Raw genomic sequence first — 2,680 nt, 5'->3', positions numbered from 1 at the left:
GCTCGGTGAACTCGGCGATGCCGGCCTTGCCGCCGAAGCGGCCGATGCCCGAGCCCTTCACGCCGCCAAAGGGCATCTGCGCTTCGTCGTGCACGGTGGGGCCGTTCACGTGGCAGATGCCGCTGTCGATCTTGCGGGCCACGTTGTAGGCGCGCGCAATGTCCTTGCCGAAGACGGATGCACTCAGGCCGTATTCGTTGTCGTTGGCGCAGGCAATGGCCTCTTCCACGCCCTTCACGCGCACGACGCACTTCACCGGTCCAAAGGTTTCTTCGCGGTAGATGCGCATCTCAGGCGTCACGTGGTCGAGCACGGTGGCGGGCATCAGGGTGTCGGTGCTCTTGCCGCCGCAGACCAGCTTGGCGCCCTTGGCCAGGGCGTCGTCGATGAGCTCGTTGCAGAAGTTCACCGTGTTCATGCCGATGACCGAGCCCAGCACCACGGGCTCGGGCTTGCGCGGGTCGCCCACGGGCAGCTGGCTGGCCTTGTCGCCGAAGCGCTTCACGAACTCGTCGGCGATCTTGCTGTCGACGATGAGGCGTTCGGTGCTCATGCAGATCTGGCCGCTGTTGGCGAAGGCACCAAAGGCCGCGCCGTTCACGGCGTCGTCGATGTCGGCGTCGTCCAGGATGACCATGGGCGCCTTGCCACCCAACTCCAGCACCACGGACTTGAGGTACTTGGCGCAGGTCATGGCGATGATCTTGCCGACCTTGGTGGAGCCGGTGAAGTTGACGCGCCGCACCGCCGGGTGGGCCACGATGGCTTCCACCACCGCGCCCGCGTCGGCCGGGGCGTTGGTGATGTAGTTCACCACGCCGGCGGGAAAGCCCGCGTCCTGGAAGGACTCGACGATGAGCTGGTGGGTGCGCGGGCAGTTCTCGCTGCCCTTGAAGACGACGGTGTTGCCGCAGGCCAGGGGCACGCAGATGGCGCGCACGCCCAGGATGATGGGCGCGTTCCAGGGCGCGATGCCGAGCACCACGCCGGCCGGCTGGCGCACGCCCATGGCGAGCGAGCCGGGCACGTCGGAGGGAATCAGCTCGCCCGAGATCTGCGTGGTGAGGCCGGCGGCCTCGCGGATCATGCCGGCCGCGAGCATGCAGTTGAAGCCGGCCCACATGGCGGTGCCGCCGGTTTCGGCGGCCACGGCTTCGATGAACCGGGGCGTCTTGGCTTCCAGCGCGTCGGCGGCTTTCAGCAGCAGGGCGCGGCGTTCGCCGGGGCCGGTTTCGCTCCAGGTCTTGAAGGCCTCGGCGGCGGCTTCGACGGCCATCACCGCGTCGGCCGGGCTGGCGGCGGGCGCGCGCGTGGCCACGCTGCCGTCGAGCGGGTTGCGGCGTTCGAAGGTGGCGCCTTTTTCGGCGGTGACCTTCAGGCCGTTGATGAGCATGGACAGGTCGGACATGGGTTCTCCTTGGGCGTGTGCGGTCGTTTGTGAGTGTGTTCGGGTGCGGTCAGGCAGCGACGGCCTTGCGGCGCTGCACCGCGTCGGCGGCGCTGGCGGTGCCGGTGGCCGGGTCCTTGTCGGCGCCCAGGTAGGCCTCGCGGATGACGGTGGAGCGCGCGAGCAATTTCGCGGGCCCGCTGGCGACGATGGCGCCGCGTTCCAGCACGTAGCCGCGGTCGGCCACGGCCAGGGCCTTCTTCACGTTCTGCTCCACCATCAGCACGGTGGTGCCGGCGTCGGCGATGCGGCGCACGATGCCCAGCAGCTCGTCCACCATCTTGGGCGCCAGGCCCAGCGAGGGCTCGTCGAGCATGAGCAGGCGCGGCGCGCACATCATGGCGCGGGCCACGGCCACCATCTGCTGTTCACCACCGCTCATGGTGCCGGCCAACTGATGGGCGCGTTCGCGCAGTTTCGGGAAGTCCTTGAAGGCCTGGTCCATGCGGCGCGCGCGCTCGGCCTTGGGCACCAGCCAGCCGCCGAGCTCCAGGTTCTCGTTCACGCTCATCTGCGGGAAAAGCTGCCGGCCTTCAGGGACCAACGCAACGCCGGCCTGGACGATCTCGTGCGTCTTCTCGGCCAGTTCCTCGCCGTTCAGCAGCACCGCGCCCTGGCGCGGAATGAGGCCGTTGATGGCCTTGAGCAGCGTGGTCTTGCCGGCGCCGTTGGGGCCCAGCACCACGGTGAGGCCGGGCCTGGCTTCAAGCTTCAGATCGCGCAGCACCAGGAAGGCACCGTAGCCCGCGCTCAGGCCGTCGATCTTGAGGTGGGCCTGGCTCGCGCCGCCCAGGCGGAAGGGGTCTTGGCGGTACCACATCATGCGGCGGCCCCTTCGGCTTCGGCCTCGCCCATCTCGTCGCCCAGGTAGGCCTCGATGACCTCGGGGTTGCGGATGACGGCGCGCGGCACGTCGTCGGCGATCTTGCGGCCCTGGTGCAGCACGATGACGCGCTCCACGTGGCGCAGCAGGGTGCTCACGGCGTGCTCGATCCAGACCACGGTGAGGTCCAGCTCGTCGCGCAGGCGGCGGATCAGGCGGGCCATGTCCTCCACTTCGTTTTCGGTGAGGCCGGCGGCCACTTCGTCCAGCAGCAGCAGCTGGGGCCGCGTGGCCAGGGCCATGCCGATTTCGAGCAGGCGCTGCTGCGAGGGCGTGATGGCGGCGGCGGGCAGCTCGGCCTGCGCGCCCAGGCCGATGAGGCCGAGGATGCTGTCGGCCGTGCGCAGCAC

The 2,680-nt window shown here is 69.4% G+C and carries 3 protein-coding genes; all 3 read right to left on the bottom strand.

Annotated elements, in window-relative coordinates:
* On the bottom strand, positions 1 to 1,408 hold a 1,408-nt coding region (locus BGO22_RS08655), incomplete at its 3' end, for an aldehyde dehydrogenase (RefSeq protein WP_286850188.1).
* A 49-nt stretch (positions 1,409 to 1,457) separates the two neighbouring features.
* Entirely contained in the window at positions 1,458 to 2,270 is an 813-nt protein-coding gene (locus BGO22_RS08650; RefSeq protein WP_286850185.1) for an ABC transporter ATP-binding protein, read from the bottom strand.
* Positions 2,267 to 2,680 (bottom strand): ABC transporter ATP-binding protein C-terminal domain-containing protein (locus BGO22_RS08645; protein ID WP_502686446.1); only part of this gene is annotated, 414 nt, incomplete at its 5' end. The genes BGO22_RS08645 and BGO22_RS08650, both read right to left, overlap by 4 nt.

Origin of the sequence: Hydrogenophaga sp. 70-12 (genome assembly GCF_001897365.1) — a bacterium.
In the GTDB taxonomy this organism is placed as follows: domain Bacteria; phylum Pseudomonadota; class Gammaproteobacteria; order Burkholderiales; family Burkholderiaceae_C; genus Hydrogenophaga; species Hydrogenophaga borbori.
This window is presented reverse-complemented; position numbering and strand designations above follow the sequence as displayed.

Coding starts and splice junctions, on each gene's coding strand:
- BGO22_RS08650 (WP_286850185.1), bottom strand. CDS start 2,270: ATGATGTGGTACCGCCAAGACCCCTTCCGCCTGGGCGGCGCGAGCCAG.